This window comes from Pandoraea cepalis (genome assembly GCF_902459625.1).
In the GTDB taxonomy this organism is placed as follows: Bacteria; Pseudomonadota; Gammaproteobacteria; order Burkholderiales; family Burkholderiaceae; genus Pandoraea; species Pandoraea cepalis.
Window position 1 is genome coordinate 517919 of record NZ_CABPRY010000003.1, and the last position, 14681, is coordinate 532599.

Below are 14681 nucleotides of genomic sequence, written 5' to 3' on the forward strand. Positions count from 1 at the left end.
GTACCCGCGTCGTCGTGCCCTACCCCGAAGGAGGTTTTCGTGCCCCGATCCAAGGACAACTTACGCCAGGCGTGGACCGTCGACGATCAGGCATTCGCCAAGACCGCGACGGCCGCCGAGCGACTCAGATTCTGCCTGCAATACGCCATCCTCGCGCCTTCCACGCATAACACGCAGCCTTGGCGCTTCGTGCTCAGCGACGACACGGTCCTGTTGTGCGCCGACCGCACCCGGGCGTTGCCGGTCAGCGACACCTATGACCGCGAGCTGGCGATCAGTTGCGGGGCGGCCTTGTTCAATCTGCGCGTCGCCCTTAGCCACTTCCGTTGTCCGTATGTGATCCGGATCATGCCCTCGAGCGCCGAGCCCGACGTGCTCGCGAGTGTGCAAATCTCGGACGAGGGGTTCGTGGACGGACAGATTGCAGCGCTGTTCGCGGCCATCCCCGATCGGGTGACGAATCGTCAGGCCTTCGAGCCAGCGCCAGTGCCGCCAGCGACGATCGCGTCGCTACAGGCGGCGGCCGAGTCGGAAGGCGCCCAACTCGCCCCGATAGCGAACGACGCAGAGCGCTTGCGACTGGCGGACCTGATCGATCAGGCGGATCGAATCCAACTGGGGGATCCGCGCTTTCGCCGCGAACTGGCGTTGTGGGTCAATGCCGCGCGGCGCGATGACGGCATGGCGAGCTACTCGGCAAGCGCAGCAAGCCTGCTCGACTTCGCTTCGCCGATCCTGACCACTGTTGTGCGCACATTTGACGTCGGCGGCGGATTGGCGGCGAGCCACCGCCGTCTTGTGGAGGGCTCGCCCTTGCTTGTGTGTCTCGCAACGCGCTCGGACAGCCCTGAAAACTGGTTGCTGGCCGGTCAGGCCATGCAGCGGGTGTTACTGACGCTCACGTCCCAGGGGTTTGATGCCTCGTTCCTCAACCAGCCGATCGAAGTCGAGGCATTGCGCTCGGCCATCGGTGCCATGACAGGCAGCGGGGACTATCCGCAGATCCTGCTGCGCGTGGGCCGAGGCCCCTCGCAGGCCCACGCGCCAAGGCGCGCCCTGGAATCGGTGGTTTCGTAAGGGTGACGTTGCCCGAAATCACGAGTACGCGCCAAGGGCGGGCGCGCGAGGCGTCTTGAGTCGCGAGGGCGGGAATGGGGCTGGAAACACAGGGTGCGCGGTCGTCGATTTGGCTTCAGGGGCTGCGCAAACGGCTGAGCGAGCATCCGCTCAGGCGCGTGGGCCCCGGTCTGATCACGGGCGTCGCGGACGACGATCCGAGCGGTGTCGTCACCTACACCCAGGCGGGCGCGCAGTATGGGCTCAACATGCTGTGGACCATGCCGCTCGCGTTCCCCTTGATGGCGGCCATGCAGTTGATCTGCGCGCGCATCGGTCGCGTCACGGGCAAAGGGCTTGCCGCCAATATCGAGACGTCATTTCCGCCGATCGTCCTGCGCGGCGTGATCGTCCTGCTCCTCTTTGCCAATACGCTCAATATTGCGGCCGATCTGGCCGCGATGGGCGAGGTGGCGGAACTGACCAGCGGCATCGATCGACACTGGATGACCATCGGCTTTGCACTCGGCTCGCTGCTCCTGCAGGTCTTCGTGCCTTACCACCGTTACGTTGTCTTCCTGAAATGGCTGACCGTGTCGCTGCTCGCCTACGCGGCCGTCCTGCTGACGGTGCATGTGCCATGGCGACTGGTGGCAATGCGTACGCTGTGGCCCGATCTCACCATCGATTCGGCCAGCGCGGCCGTCGTTGTCGGGGTGTTCGGAACGACCATCAGCCCCTATCTCTTCTTCTGGCAGACGTCGGAGGAGGTGGAGGAGATGGAAAGGAACCCTGCGGCGTTGCCGCTGAAGGACGACAACGTGGCCGCCGTTGCTGCCAGCGGCGAGCTTCGGCGAATCGGATGGGACACCTGGACGGGGATGTTCTACTCGGACATCACCGCCTATTTCGTGATCCTTGCAACGGCCGTCACGCTCCATGCGAGCGGTATCCGGGGCATCGACACCGCGGCGCAGGCGGCCAGTGCGTTGCGGCCGTTGGCCGGCGACCTGGCGTATGCATTGTTCAGCGTCGGGATCGTGAGCGTGGGTCTGATAGGGGTGCCAGTGCTGGCAGGGTCCGGCGCCTATGCGATGGCGGAGGCTATGCACTGGAAGGAGGGGCTCGAGCGCAAGCCCAGCGCCGCGCAGGGCTTCTACGGCATCATCGCGCTCAGCTTGCTCGCCGCCACCGGCATTCAGTATTCGCCGATCAGCCCGATGAAGGCGTTGTTCTGGAGTGCCGTCATCAACGGTGTCGTGGCGGTGCCGCTGATGGTCGTTGTGCTGTTGCTCGCCTCAAAGAAATCGGTGATGGGCAAATACACGGCGAGCTGGCCCATTCTCACCTTGGGATGGATTGCCACCGGGGTGATGGGCGCGGCGGCTCTGGCGATGCTGCTGATGTAGTAGTCGGCGGGAAACCACCGCAGCCGACAGCGCTGGCGCGCCGACGACTGCAGTGCAGGATCACGTCAGTGGGACAGCAGCACCGGCGTGGACATGTGCTTGAGCACCGTGCGTGTTGCGCCACCGAACACGAGTTCACGCGTCGGACCGTGTCCGTAGGCGCCCATGACCAGCAAGTCCGCTTCGTACTCCTCGGTAACGGCCAACAACTGAACACCATCGCTGGCTTCGGTATCCTGTCGGATCGACACCGGCTTCGCCCGCAATCCGTGTTTCTCCAGTAGATGCACGATATCGGTCAGTGACGGATCGTCGCCAGCCGGGGAGCGATTGATCCCGACGACGAAGATGTCCTGGGCGCGCCCGAGCAGTTGCCAGGCGTCGCCGATCGCACGTCTGGCTTCACGCGAGCCGTTCCAGGCAATCACGATGCGCCGAATTTCCTGTGGCAGCGTCACGTTGTGCGGAAGTCCGAGCACCGGTACGCCTGCCGAGACGACGATGTCGCCGATGCCATCGACACCGAGGGCGGCGACCCCACCCGGCGAGTCGGGTTGACCGACGATGCACAGGTCAGTGCTTTTGGCGAAGGTCGACAGGATGGTCGTCGGCGCGCCGAACGGCGCATGCCAGTCTCCGGCGATATCGTGTTCGGCACAAACCTCCTGGAACAAATGCTCGGCCGCGTGCAACGCCGTCTGAGCGCGCCCCTCCGTCCGGTAGTGGTCTCCGGACGATTCGCGTTGTCCTGAATGCACCGCGCCCGGGCGGTGGGGCACGTAGATTCCCGCGAGACTGGCGTCATGGTGACGGGCAAGCAGCCCGCTGAAGCGCAGCCGTGCCGCACTCGTCGCGGTGTCGTCTATGTGGACACAAATTCTACGTAAGCTCATTTCCTTCCTCCTCGCATGGGTCACCCGCGCATTCGCCTGCGTCAAGGCGGATTGCCGCGCAGGCATGCTTTGTTATAACGCGGCCAGCCCGCTCGGCGGCGAGATTCGCGCCATCGGGTTGATGCGAATCAAGCTCGCGCGGCTTGCGCGCGGCGCGTGACGTCCTGCATGAAATTGACGTCGGTCAAGCGCTGCCGAGAGAGGCCGGCAATGCGCCCACTGAGGCGCTAAGGTGAAAGAACCCGGCGCGATACCCGCAACTGTCAGCGACGTTTGCGATGGCGCCATCCCAATTCTGTGGCACGGAGTACCCCATGAAGACTGATGCTCAACTGCAGCGCGACGTGATGGACGAACTCGCGCGCGACACTAACGTTCATGCCAGCGAGATTGGCGTCGAGGTGCGCGACGGCATTGTCACGCTCTCGGGCGAGGTCGCGAGTTTCTTTGAGAAGTGCGAAGCCGAGCGCGTCGCGGCGCGGGTCGCGGGGGCGCGCGCGATTGTGATCGGACTGGAAGTCGTGCCGATGTCGAAGGATCGTCATACCGATGCCGATATCGCAAGAGCCGCGCTTGCCGTGCTGAAGTGGCACGCCGGCCTGCCGGACGATGGCATGCACGTCAAGGTCGAGAACGGCTGGGTCACGCTGGCGGGCGACGTCGAGACCTACACGCAGCGCGTGTTGGCCGAGAGTGCCGTTCGTACGTTGCGAGGCGTCAAGGGCGTCATCAACGACATCAAGGTGCTCAGTGGGCCCCATCGCACGGAGATTGTCGGACATATCGCCGCCGCGCTGGCGCGTCAGGCGCAGCGCGAGGCACGCCACCTCGACATCTCCGTCCTGGGCAATGGCGAGGTGCTGCTGACCGGCACGGTCCATTCGTTGGCGGAAAAGGAAGCCATCCGGGGCGCGGCCATGACCACGCATGGCGTATGCGCCGTCGTGGATCGGCTAACGGTCGAGTAAGCGCGTCAGGTGATGCCCATGGGGCGGCGCACGCAACGCGGACACGATAGACGCAGGAGAAGCCTGATGAACGCAGACCTGGAGGCCGTCATTCTGGACGTGCTGGACTCGTGCCGGGAGTTGTCGCTCGCGACGCTCATGGCGGACGGGAACACGCAGTCCGATGTCGTTTGTTTCGTCCATCACGGACTCGACATCTATTTCACCACCGCGCGCGATAGCCGCAAGATGGCGAATATCGAGCGCGTCGCACAGGTCTCGTTCTGTCTTTACAAGCCCTATGTCGGATGGCCGGACATCAAGGCCCTGTCGGGCCACGCCTTTGCCGAAATCTTGTCGGATGAATCGTCCGAGCGCGTACTGGCGATGCGACTGCTCGATGAGCGTTTTCCAGACGCGTGGACACGCGTTCCCGAACACGGTTCGAGCCGCTCCACCATTGTGAAGCTTGAATGTTGGGCGCTTCAGGTGCTCGACTACAGCCGCGGGTTTGGTCATGCCGATATCGTTACCGTTCCATCGAAACGTCGCTGCGCATAGCGCGAATAGCGCGAATGGCATTGGCGTCGGCGGTTGAGGGAATGCAAAACAAGGGGGAAGAAATCATGTACCGCAACATACTGGTGGCTTTCGATGCCAGTCCGCCCTCGGAAACCGCGTTGACCCACGCCGCAAGGCTCGCCAAGGCGCTCGGGGCGAGCCTTCGCGTCGCTTACGTCGAAGTCGACCCGGCACTTTATTTCCCCTTGATGGCGGCAGCGCTGCCGTCGGTGGCCGAGATGCAGAACGCGCTCAATGCCGAGACGCTGGCCGTTCGGGAAGCGGCGTTGGACATTCTGGCGCGCGAGGGCGTTGCGGCCGATTTCGCGACGTTACCGTTGATGGACAGCCATATGCACATCGCCGATCGGTTGCTGACGGAGGTTCGGCGCGTGGGCGCGGATCTCGTGGTCACGGGCTCGCACGGCCGCCGCGGCCTCGCGCGCGTCACGCTCGGTAGCGAGGCCAACCGCCTGCTGCAGCGTGCCGATCGGCCCGTGCTCATCATCAAGTCGCCCGCGCCATAGCGCGTGCGTGGCGTGCGGCGGTGTGGTCAACCCGGGGACGCGCGGGGGTCTCGCCCCGACGCGTCAGCCCGCCTGATTGACGACCAGCAACGGGCGATCGATCGCGCGGGCAACCCGCTCGTTCTCATGACCGTTGAACCATGAGAACAACCCATGACGATCCTGCGCGCCCACGACGACGAGATCCGCATCCCATTCTTGCGCCTCCCGGAGCAGGGCGGCGGCCACGTCTTCCGCCAGGCGCGTGTGCGACACACGGCGCTCGATGTTCCCCCTGGCGCCAAGTTCGGTCATGATCGCCGAGGCTTGCGCGAGCGCATTTGCAGCATGGGGAACGCTGGGCGCCGGCGTGAGAAGGGATTCCTCCAATTCGGACACGTCGACCCCGCGGTCCTCGACATAAATAGCCAGCAGGCTCGAATGCGGCGGCGCCACCTGCATCCCCACGCGCACCGCGTTCAGCGATGCCTCGCTACCGTCGACCGCAAACAGGATCCGGCGCGCGTGGTGCAGTGACGATTCAGTCGCTCTCTTGGGAATCATGAGGATGGCGCGGTGGGTGTGCTCGGCCAGTGCGGCGGAGACCTTGGTGCCCAACAGGGCGGCAATGCCAGCGGCCGGTTCGGCGCCGACGACCACCAGGTCGGCATTCCATTCTTCGGCCACTCGGGCAATACCCGCCGAGATTTCGCGATTGCCCAGCGCAGGCCCGAGCAGCCGCTTGTGCACCTGTGCGCCAGTACGTTGCAATACCGCCTGCGCGCCCTCCAGCGCCACGAGTTCGTCGCGGCGGAGTTCGTCGAACGCGGCGCTGACATCGGCCGGCGTACGGGAGTGGGGCGTCAGGTAGGCCTCGGGATCCTCGAAGAATCCCAAGACCAGCACCTGCGTGTCCGGCGAACAGAAATGGGCGGCATAGGGAATGGCGTTCAGCGACGCGCCACTGGGATCGACGGCAACGAGGATCCGCCGGAATGGCTTGGGAAAGCCATGGGGCGACAGCAGTTGGGAGACAGGTTCCATGGTCGAAGTCGCCGGGCACGGCGATCCTTATCGATGAATCGTTAATAGCATAGACGGTACACGGGCAGCGCCATTGCGTTCGATCAACATCGCACGCCACGACGCGGCGCCGACGCTCCCCGTCACTTATGCTATACCGTGCACTGAACGAAATAAACGGGCGCGCGATGACCGAAGCCATGCTCGACATTCTGCCGTATGCGACCGCACTGGCGATCGGCTTGCTCATCGGTGCCGAACGTGAACGGCGCAAGGGGGCGAGCCGGGAGCGGGCGGCGGCAGGCATCCGGACGTTTGCGCTGACAGCCGTTCTGGGGGCGGCGGCCTTGGCATTGGGGGGCGTTTGGCTGCTGGCCGCGGTGGTGCTGGCGCTCAGCGCCGTGTTGATCGCCGCCTACCTGCGTCCCCACGACGATCCGGGGATCACGACCGAGCTCTCGCTGATGCTGACGCTGCTGCTCGGTGCGATGGCGCAACGCCACCCCGCCTTGACGATCGCCATCGCCGTGGCCGTCGCGAGCGTGATGCAGGTGCGCTTTCACTTGCATCGGCTCGTGACGCGCGTCGTGACGGAAGCCGAGTTGCAGGATGTGCTTCTGCTCGCGGTGGCTGCCCTCGTGATCCTGCCGATCCTGCCGAATCGGCCTATCGATGCCTTCGACTCGGTCAATCCGTCCACGATATGGCGCTTCACCGTCGTCATGCTCTCCATTGCCGTGATCGGTCATTTTGCCCAACGCGCGCTTGGGCCGAACGCGGGATTGCCGGTCACGGGGTTCGCTTCCGGGTTCGCGTCCAGCATCGCCACCATCAGCGCGATGGGCCTGCAGGCCAGGCAAAACCCGGCCTTGTTGCTGCCCGCCGTCGCGGGAGCCGCGCTCTCCAGCGTCTCGACCATGGTTCAGTTGGCCATTGTGATCGGCACGGTCTTCCCGGCCGCGTTGCTCCATCTTGCGTTGCCGCTCGGCGCTGGCGCCGTTGCCGCGCTATCGTACGGCCTTTGGGCACTTTGGCGCGCGAACCGGTGCGCCACGCCGCAAATGGTCCACATCGGAACCGCCATTGATTTGAAGTCCGCGTTGGTGCTGACCGCGAGCGTGTCCGTCGCCATGTTCGCTTCGGGGGCGCTCTCGCATTGGTTCGGGAGATCGGGCCTGCTGGCGGTCGCCTTGGTGGGCGGCTTGGCGGACGCGCACTCCATCGCGGCCAGTGCCGCCGCGCTGGCCGAACAGGGCCGGCTCAGCGTCACCGACGTTGGCCTTCCGATACTGGCCGGAGCCTCGACAAATGCCATGGTCAAGGGGATTGCCGCGTTCGTATCCGGGGGGCCACGTTTCGCGAAGCTCGTCGTTCCCGGCATCGTGCTGGTGATCGCCGCCCTCTGGCTTGGTTATGCCGTAGTGCCGTCGATTTCATGATCGACGGCGGGGTTTCTCTTGATGTCAGTCAATTCGTCGGCGCGTTCGCGAACTAGATTAGACAACGTGCGACATGGATCGCAGCCCCCTGGGCGCACTGCGCCCCTTATCCCTCGGAGTCAGTCATGGCAAACCTCACCCGATTCGATCCACTGAGTTTCGACGAACCGTTCGAGAACCTCATTCGTAACGCGTTCTGGCGTCCGCTTGCGCTGGAGAGTTCGAAGCGTATGCAAATCAAGCTCGATGTCGAAGAGGACGACAAGCAATTTACCGTACGCGCCGATATCCCCGGTGTGAGCAAGGAAAACATCAAGGTCGCGCTCGACGGCAACCAGGTGTCCATCAGCGCGCACCTCAGCAACACCACGGAAAAGAAGGACAACGGCAACTTCGTGCATCGGGAACGGTATGAAGGCGATATGTACCGCAGCTTCTCGTTGTCACAGGCGGTGGACCGGGACAAGGCCGTTGCGAATTATCGCGACGGGGTATTGGAACTGGTGCTTCCAAAGCAGGCCGATGCCGGTCAGCGGGAGTTGACCATTCAGTAAGCCGTGCAGGTGGCATGCGAGGGTGCCGCTCGGGCACCCTCGCGACGCGGACTAGTGCAGCGTTTGCGGAAGCGGAATGAACGCGACGCCGCGCGGCATATCTTCAAATTCGGACGACCGCAGCCCGTCGATCACCTGACACGCATAATCGATCGCGCATCGGAGCGCGCGATAGGGGTCGGCGTCCAACCGCTCGTTCAATGTGATCTGTATCACAACGCCTTCGGTCGGCGTGTCATCCGACAGAGGGCCGTCGTGCTTTGCCGTTGCGCCGCGCACGATCGCCACAGGCAGATAGCGCCGGTCGTGGCTCGGTACGGCAAATCCGCCGCAACCGACAAGTTGCGCGCGAGCTTCGATAACGAATGCCTTGTAATGTTGTCGCAGCGTAGACATGAGAACCTCATAAGCACTTGGGATCGCTGGCGCGATCCAGAGGGATTGACGAGCGCGTCTGTATTCGCCATTTATAAGCCTGTGCGCTAGAGGCGCCATGACCCAAGTCAATTCGTCACGCTGCAGCGTCTTGGATACTTTGCGCTCGGCTTCGCGGCGATTCTCCCGCGTACCGGGACGAACTGCCTGAAGGGGGCACTTACCCGATGCGATAACAGCGGATCGTGCTTCCCATTTGTTGTTTGGAGGGGTTCCTCTCATCTTTTCGGCTGATACGCCTGGCGATTCTGGACGGTAATATCTCTTGAAAGCTGAGAGAAATGCGCTTTAGTTAACAGAAGAACGACTGCGGGTCCGAAGCGCACTCGCAAACCGTTGAAAAAGGCGAATCCCGAGCGGTGGTTTGCGCTCGGTGATTCCCGCCCTAAATTGGGGGCATGGGTCACTGAATAGCTCAAGATCGGACGGCTGCGGGTCATCCGCAACGTGCCACCGCCTCGCCGGTGTCGCTGGGTACGCGAATCGAAGGCTCTGCCGGGCAGGCCTCAGGGAAGCGGTTGCCACCAAATTCGGAGGCAAGGCATGACGCGTATCATGATCGCGGACGATCACGCCGTAGTGCGAGACGGACTCAAACATATCCTGGAGGGGGCGGGCATGTTTGACGTCGTCGGCGAAGCGGCGGACGGCGCTGCGATCCCGTTGATGGTCAACGATTGCTCTCCCAACGTATTGCTGCTCGATCTGTCGATGCCGGGAAGAAGCGGATTGGAGCTGATTCGGCTGTTGCGGGATGCCCATCCGGCGTTGCGCATACTGGTGCTGACCATGCACTCGGAGGAGCAGTACATCGTGCGTGCTTTTCAGGCGGGGGCAGCAGGATACCTGACAAAGGAAAGCGCGGCGGACGAACTCGTCACGGCCATCAATCATGTGGCCGTGGGCGGCACCTATGTCAGCCAGTCGATCGCGGGCAAGTTGGCGTCGAGCTTCCAGGGAAATGGCGACGACGTACCGCATCGGCGCCTGTCCAACCGCGAACTGGAAGTCTATCGTCGTCTGGTGCGTGGCGAACCACTCACCACCATCGCCAATGCGCTGTGTGTCAGCCCCAAGACCGTCAGCACCTACAAGATGCGTCTCATGGAGAAAATGCAGATGCCCAATGAGGTGCAACTGGTGCGCTACGCGCTTCGCCATCATATCTTCGACGAGGGCGATAACCTCTAACGTCCGCGCGACCTGGCTCGCATGGCGAGGCGTCGGCCGTTCGACGGCCCTCATGTCCGCACCGTCAGCATGCGCCAAGGGCTTCGCGGTCCAGCAGCGTAATCCGCTTTCCCGAAACGAGAATCAAGCCACCTCGCTGAAACCGCGATAACGACCGGCTGACCGTCTCGAGCTTCATGCCGAGATGGCTCCCGATGTCTTCCCGCGTCATGCGCAATGTGAACTCGCGCGGCGAGTATCCCCGCTGCTCGAAGCGGTTCGAAAGATTCAGAAGGAAGGTCGCGACCCGCTGATCGGCACTCATGCTGCCCAATAACACCATTTGCGCCGTCTCTCGGACGATCTCGGCGCTCATGAGCCGGTGAATATGCTGCTGGAGCGCAGTCAATTCGCGGCACAGCACCTCCAGGGGCTGGAATGGGATCACGCAGACGGCACTATCCTCCAGGGCGAAGGCATCGCAGGGGTGTGACTCGGCGACGATGCCGTCCAGGCCGAGCAGTTCGCCGGGAAGATGAAATCCCGACACATACTGGCGCCCCAGCGAATGCTGCGCCACGGTCTTGAACGAACCCGAGCGGACCGCGTAGAGACTCTGGAACGAATCGCCGGTCCGGTAAAGAGCATGTCCCTGCCGGACCATCCGCCAGGTACGCACGACAGATTTCAGGCGGGCCGTATCGTGGTCGTTCAGCTTCGACGCAACACACGGGTGTCGCAACTCGCACGTCCCGCATTCGGCGGGGGGATGCGAGATCAGCTCGCTCGACATGCCGTCACTGACCGTTGAAAACGCATCGACGGCACCGAAGCGACGTTCGGCGTCTGCCAAAAAATGTGATTCGTACATCGCCATCTCCCGGCCAGCCATTGGCCTGCATGCACCGATTGCGCGCGTTCATGCGCCCAATGTTCCGGTTGTCTTCCTGCATGTGCCTACCCGCGCTCGCGCACTGTCTGGCGCGGCCCTCAAGCGGCTTGTTTTGTCTTATCGGTAGGGGCTTGAAACCAAGTATCGCGACGGTGGCGTCGAAGGGGAAGCAGGCGCGGCTGAGATCTCTGTAGGCAGACGCACGCCCCGTGTCAGGCAATCCTTACACAGACCGTCTCGTGCGAACGCCTGACGGGAATGCTTGACCTTGGCTAAACCGGCGCGCCGCCCGACAACTAGGATGATCCTATGGGGGCTCTCGCCCGCAGCCCGAGGAGAACGTCAATGCCATTTATCGACAGGGCCGATGCCGCACGCCAGCTAGCCAAGGCGCTCAACGCATATTCGGGCAAGCATCCGTTGATCCTGGCCGTGCCACGCGGTGGGGTTCCGATTGGCGCGATCGTGGCCGATGCCCTCGGCGGCGAGCTGGACATTGTGCTGGTGAGGAAGTTGGGCGCCCCCGGCAATCCCGAACTGGCGGTCGGCGCCGTGGACGAGAGTGGCTGGACCTACCTGACGCCATACGCGAAGCTGGCGGGCGGCGAGAGTGCCTACGTCGAACACGAGCGAATGGTCCAACTCGACACCCTCCGGCGTCGCCGGGCCCGCTTTACGCCGGGAAGACCGCGAACGAGCGCCGACGGCCGGTTGGCGATTGTCGTGGACGACGGCATCGCCACGGGGGCATCGATCATCGCGGCCTTGCACTCGGTGCGACAGCTTGGGCCAGCACGATTGATATGCGCAGTGCCGGTGGCCCCGCCAGATGCCTTGCGCGACATCGCGCCCTATGCCGACGAAGTGATCTGTCTGGAGACACCGGCCGATTTCAGCGCGGTGGGCGCCTTCTACCGAAAATTTCCCCAAGTCAGCGATGACGAGGTCGTCGCCTGCCTGCGCTCGCGCTAACGGCCCACGCATCACCTGTGCAATAGCCGGTGTCCTGCGTGTCGCGCCCCATGTCTGCTGGAGTCAAGGCGTGAGAGAACCCTCCGAGAAGCCTGAAATTATCGCGAAGGAAGTTGCGGCCGCCGCGGTACCGCGCGCGGGGGTGACCAACGACCGGATCGTTGCGATCTTCAACGAAATCGCCGACCTCCTCGACGTCGAAAACGCGAATCCGTTCAGGGTTCGGGCCTACCGCAACGCGGCCAGGTCGATCGGTGCGCTGACCGAAGACGTGGGTGTCCTGCTGGCGCGCGGCATCGACCTCACTACACTGCCGGGCATCGGCGCCGATCTCGCGGGAAAGATGCGCGAGATCGCCGAAACCGGCGCAAGCGAACTACTGATGCGCCTGCGCCGCGAAACGCCTGGACAGATTCAATCGCTGCTCAGTCTGCCGGGCCTGGGGCCGCGTCGTGTACACAGGCTCGAGCACGACCTGGACGTGCATACGATGGAGGATCTGGCCGCCGCAGCCCGCGAACACCGCATTGGCACGCTGCCCGGATTCGGCCCGCGCACGGAGCAGCGGCTGCTTGACGCCGTGCAGGCGCGGCTCGACCGGCACCGCCGCTTCAGCCTCGATATCGCGATGCGCGCCGTCGACCCCCTCATGGCGTATCTCCGTGCAACCGGCGCGGCGCAGGAGATGGCGGTCGCGGGCAGCTACCGGCGTGGGCGGGATACGGTGGGGGACCTCGATATCGCAGTGGCTTCCGGCCGGCCGCGAGCCGTGATTCACGCGTTCCTCGCCTACGATCAGACGCGGTCGGTGATCTCCGCAGGAAGCACGCGGGCAAGTACGGTGCTGATGAACGACATGCAGGTCGACCTAAGGGTGGTGGCCGCATCGAGCTATGGCGCGGCGCTCGTTTATCTGACAGGTTCGAAGGCGCACAACGTGGCGCTTCGCAAGATGGCGCAGGCACGCGGGCTGAAACTGAACGAGTATGGTGTGTTCCGGCAAGGGCGAAAAGTCGCTGGCCGCGACGAGGCGTCGATCTACGAGGCGCTCGGCTTGCCATGGATTACGCCGGAATTGCGAGAGGACACCGGGGAGTTGGCGGCGGCGCGCGATGGCACACTGCCGCGCCTTGTCGAAGCCCGCGAGATCCGGGGCGATCTTCACGTTCACACGAACGAAAGCGACGGTGTCGACAGCCTCGAAGCCATGGCCATGGCGGCCGGCCGTCAAGGGCTTCAGTACCTGGCCATCACGGATCACTCGCCGCGTCTGGGCATCACGCATGGGCTGAGCGCCAGCCGTCTCGCCGCGCAGTCTGACGCCATTGACGCGCTGAATGCAAAGGGCGGATTGCCGGAGATTCTCAAGGGCGTAGAGGTCGATATCCTGGAAGACGGATCGCTCGATCTTCCCGACGCTGTGCTGGGGCGGCTCGACCTGGTCGTTGGCGCGGTTCACAGCCATTTCGATTTACCCGCCGACAAGCAGACCGCGCGGCTGTTGCGGGCGATCGACCATCCGCACTTCAGTATCCTCGCACATCCCTTTGCTCGTTTGATCGGCGAGCGCGACGCTTGCCGGTTCGACGCCGCACGCGTTTTCCAGGCGCTTGCCGAGCGGGGTGCTTTCGTGGAAGCCAACGCACAGCCGCGCCGACTGGACCTGTGGGACGCCGGCTGCCGACTGGCGAAGTCGAGCGGTGTGCGGGTGAGCATTGCCTCGGACGCGCACCGCACGGTCGACTTCAACCATCTGGCGTTGGGCCTCATGCAGGCCAGACGCGGCTGGCTCGAGGCCGCCGATGTCCTCAACACCCGCCCGCTGTCCCGGCTGCGCGCCATGCTCAAAAAGACGATGTAGCCGCGGCGGGCGGTCGTCTCCCCTGAACCCCATACACGAAGATCACGCCGATTTGCGCCACGTCATGGCACGCCGTGCGCAGATGTCTATAGTGAACCTGGCCCGCGCCGACCACGGCGGCGCATTGTCGAATTCGATGGGAGCGAGAGATGAACGACATTCGGACTGAATTCATGAATCACCGTCAGACCTTGGTCAACGACGCTGAGGCCCTCCTTGCCGATATCAAGGCGTTGCTGCGGGATATCGCCGACGAAGCCAATCCGGCATCCGACGAAGCGCGTCCCGCACTCACTGCCAGGCTCCAGCAACTGACCGCACAGCTCGATACGCTGCGCAAAACGAGCCAGCAGCGCGTGTCTGGATGGGCGCGAACCACTGACCATTACGTGCACGACCATCCCTGGCAGAGCGTAGCGGCCGCGGCATCCATCGCCGCGTTGGCGGCTGTCGCGGGCGCGGTGGTGGCCCCGATGATCGCTCGAGGCCGGCGTACGCCATCCGATGCCGATCTGCGCCTTTGATGGGAGACCAACGATGGAAAGCCTCAAAAACCCGGGACTTGGCGCGTTGGAGACGCAGATGGACACGGAGGAAAAGCGCATTCAAGCGGCGGTAGCCACCACCGAACCGCCACTCGGCGAGCTCGCGGCATCGGAGCCTCACGACGACGCCGACCTCGCGAACGAGGAAACCGCTGAACGCCTGCAAGATGCCATGCTCGACCACTATCGCCAACAACTCGCGGATATTGAGGCGGCGCGCGATCGCATTCGCCGTGGCGAGTACGGCATCTGCATCGATTGCCGCCAGAGTATTCCGTTTGCCCGGCTGAAGGCGTATCCGACGGCGAAGCGATGTGCCGCTTGTCAGCATCGCCACGAGCAACTTTTCGCGATCGATCACGCGAGGTGACAGGCGTGCGCAGGGGCGCTCGCCGACGCGCGCTTGCCCTCCTGGCCG

16 protein-coding genes are annotated in these 14681 nt (G+C 63.8%); 12 read left to right on the forward strand and 4 right to left on the reverse strand.

The annotated features are described in order from the left end of the window. The first annotated feature begins 39 nt into the window (after window positions 1–39). A complete protein-coding gene (locus PCE31107_RS10355; protein WP_150608209.1) occupies window positions 40–1077 on the forward strand; it encodes an Acg family FMN-binding oxidoreductase in 1038 nt (345 codons plus the stop codon). Between the two features lie 74 nt (window positions 1078–1151). Next, window positions 1152–2465: an NRAMP family divalent metal transporter gene (locus PCE31107_RS10360; RefSeq protein WP_174966616.1), complete on the forward strand. Its 1314-nt coding sequence runs from the start codon at window positions 1152–1154 to the stop codon at window positions 2463–2465. A gap of 65 nt (window positions 2466–2530) precedes the next feature. Here the strand turns inward: PCE31107_RS10360 and PCE31107_RS10365 are convergent, their stop codons facing one another. Beyond that, window positions 2531–3358, reverse strand: coding sequence for a universal stress protein (locus PCE31107_RS10365; RefSeq protein WP_174966617.1), 828 nt, complete (start codon window positions 3356–3358; stop codon window positions 2531–2533). 314 nt (window positions 3359–3672) lie between these two features. Here PCE31107_RS10365 and PCE31107_RS10370 point away from each other — a divergent pair, with 314 nt between their 5' ends. The 3 genes from PCE31107_RS10370 to PCE31107_RS10380 all read left to right on the forward strand — a co-directional run bounded on the left by PCE31107_RS10370 (window position 3673) and on the right by PCE31107_RS10380 (window position 5393). After that, window positions 3673–4326 carry a BON domain-containing protein gene (locus tag PCE31107_RS10370; RefSeq protein WP_130026010.1) on the forward strand — a complete coding sequence of 218 codons (654 nt, stop codon included), beginning with the start codon at window positions 3673–3675 and terminating at the stop codon, window positions 4324–4326. Between the two features lie 66 nt (window positions 4327–4392). Continuing rightward, window positions 4393–4866, forward strand: coding sequence for a pyridoxamine 5'-phosphate oxidase family protein (locus tag PCE31107_RS10375; protein ID WP_174966618.1), 474 nt, complete (start codon window positions 4393–4395; stop codon window positions 4864–4866). A 65-nt stretch (window positions 4867–4931) separates the two neighbouring features. Further along, entirely contained in the window at window positions 4932–5393 is a 462-nt protein-coding gene (locus PCE31107_RS10380; protein WP_165385288.1) for a universal stress protein, read from the forward strand. 63 nt (window positions 5394–5456) lie between these two features. On the opposite strand, the gene PCE31107_RS10385 is transcribed toward PCE31107_RS10380, so the two are convergent. Continuing rightward, window positions 5457–6416, reverse strand: a complete 960-nt coding sequence (locus tag PCE31107_RS10385) for a universal stress protein (RefSeq protein ID WP_150608216.1) — start codon at window positions 6414–6416, stop codon at window positions 5457–5459. A 167-nt stretch (window positions 6417–6583) separates the two neighbouring features. Between PCE31107_RS10385 and PCE31107_RS10390 the strand changes: the two genes are divergently transcribed. Beyond that, a complete protein-coding gene (locus PCE31107_RS10390) occupies window positions 6584–7834 on the forward strand; it encodes an MgtC/SapB family protein (protein ID WP_174966619.1) in 1251 nt (416 codons plus the stop codon). A gap of 125 nt (window positions 7835–7959) precedes the next feature. Further along, a complete protein-coding gene (locus PCE31107_RS10395) occupies window positions 7960–8388 on the forward strand; it encodes an Hsp20/alpha crystallin family protein (RefSeq protein WP_150608220.1) in 429 nt (142 codons plus the stop codon). Between the two features lie 51 nt (window positions 8389–8439). Here the strand turns inward: PCE31107_RS10395 and PCE31107_RS10400 are convergent, their stop codons facing one another. Further along, window positions 8440–9045, reverse strand: coding sequence for a hypothetical protein (locus PCE31107_RS10400; RefSeq protein ID WP_150608222.1), 606 nt, complete (start codon window positions 9043–9045; stop codon window positions 8440–8442). Window positions 9046–9366: 321 nt separating this feature from the next. On the opposite strand from PCE31107_RS10400, the gene PCE31107_RS10405 reads away from it, so the two are divergent. Further along, on the forward strand, window positions 9367–10014 hold the full coding sequence (locus tag PCE31107_RS10405; protein WP_150608224.1) for a response regulator: 648 nt from the start codon (window positions 9367–9369) through the stop codon (window positions 10012–10014). Between the two features lie 64 nt (window positions 10015–10078). On the opposite strand, the gene PCE31107_RS10410 is transcribed toward PCE31107_RS10405, so the two are convergent. Then, window positions 10079–10864 carry a helix-turn-helix domain-containing protein gene (locus PCE31107_RS10410; RefSeq protein ID WP_150608226.1) on the reverse strand — a complete coding sequence of 262 codons (786 nt, stop codon included), beginning with the start codon at window positions 10862–10864 and terminating at the stop codon, window positions 10079–10081. A 366-nt stretch (window positions 10865–11230) separates the two neighbouring features. On the opposite strand from PCE31107_RS10410, the gene PCE31107_RS10415 reads away from it, so the two are divergent. The 4 genes from PCE31107_RS10415 (at window position 11231) to PCE31107_RS10430 (ending at window position 14633) form a co-directional block, all read left to right on the forward strand. Continuing rightward, window positions 11231–11857: a phosphoribosyltransferase gene (locus tag PCE31107_RS10415; protein ID WP_150608228.1), complete on the forward strand. Its 627-nt coding sequence runs from the start codon at window positions 11231–11233 to the stop codon at window positions 11855–11857. Window positions 11858–11927: 70 nt separating this feature from the next. After that, window positions 11928–13718, forward strand: coding sequence for a DNA polymerase/3'-5' exonuclease PolX (gene polX / locus PCE31107_RS10420; protein ID WP_246181784.1), 1791 nt, complete (start codon window positions 11928–11930; stop codon window positions 13716–13718). A gap of 149 nt (window positions 13719–13867) precedes the next feature. Further along, window positions 13868–14242 carry an ElaB/YgaM/YqjD family protein gene (locus tag PCE31107_RS10425; protein WP_130026001.1) on the forward strand — a complete coding sequence of 125 codons (375 nt, stop codon included), beginning with the start codon at window positions 13868–13870 and terminating at the stop codon, window positions 14240–14242. 13 nt (window positions 14243–14255) lie between these two features. Next, the gene (locus tag PCE31107_RS10430) at window positions 14256–14633 is read left to right on the forward strand and encodes a TraR/DksA family transcriptional regulator (RefSeq protein ID WP_150608230.1); all 378 of its coding nucleotides are present in this window, start codon (window positions 14256–14258) and stop codon (window positions 14631–14633) included. Window positions 14634–14681: the final 48 nt, after the last annotated feature.